This is a genomic window from Streptomyces odontomachi (assembly GCF_024435355.1).
Classification (GTDB): Bacteria; Actinomycetota; Actinomycetes; order Streptomycetales; family Streptomycetaceae; genus Streptomyces; species Streptomyces odontomachi.
The window spans coordinates 1-661 of sequence record NZ_JAMJWG010000090.1 but is presented as its reverse complement, the minus strand read 5'-3'; the positions used below and the strand labels follow the sequence as shown (position 1 = coordinate 661).

At 63.7% G+C, this 661-nt stretch carries 1 protein-coding gene; it reads left to right on the top strand.

Going from position 1 to position 661, the window contains the following annotated elements:
• On the top strand, positions 1 to 661 hold a 661-nt coding region (locus NQO67_RS43505), incomplete at both ends, for a non-reducing end alpha-L-arabinofuranosidase family hydrolase (RefSeq protein ID WP_255956198.1).

The window sequence follows — 661 nt, the reverse complement described above, 5'->3', positions numbered from 1 at the left end:
CGTGGTCTACAACGGCAAGCACCTGGTGTACGCGTCGAACGTGTCGAACGGTTCGTACGGCTCCATGTCCTTCAGCCCCTTCACCAACTGGTCGGACATGGGTTCGGCCGGCCAGACCGGAATGAACTCGGCCACCGTGGCACCCACACTGTTCTACTTCGCACCCAAGAACATCTGGGTGCTGGCCTCGCAGTGGGGTCAGTGGCCCTTCTTCTACCGCACCTCCAGCGACCCCACCAACCCCAACGGCTGGTCCGCACCGCAGGCGCTGTTCACCGGCAGCATCTCCGGCTCCGGCACCGGCCCCATCGACCAGACCCTGATCGCCGACGGCTCGAACATGTACCTGTTCTTCGCCGGCGACAACGGCAAGATCTACCGGGCGAGCATGCCGATCGGGAACTTCCCCAGCAGCTTCGGCTCGTCGTACACGCAGGTCATGAGCGACTCGACGAACAACCTCTTCGAAGCACCGCAGGTCTACAAGCTCCAGGACCAGAACAAGTACCTCATGATCGTCGAGGCGATAGGGTCGAACGGCCGCTACTTCCGCTCGTTCACGGCCTCCAGCCTCAGCGGTTCGTGGACCCCGCAGGCGGCCAGCGAGAGCAACCCCTTCGCCGGCAAGGCCAACAGCGGCGCCAGCTGGACCAACGACATC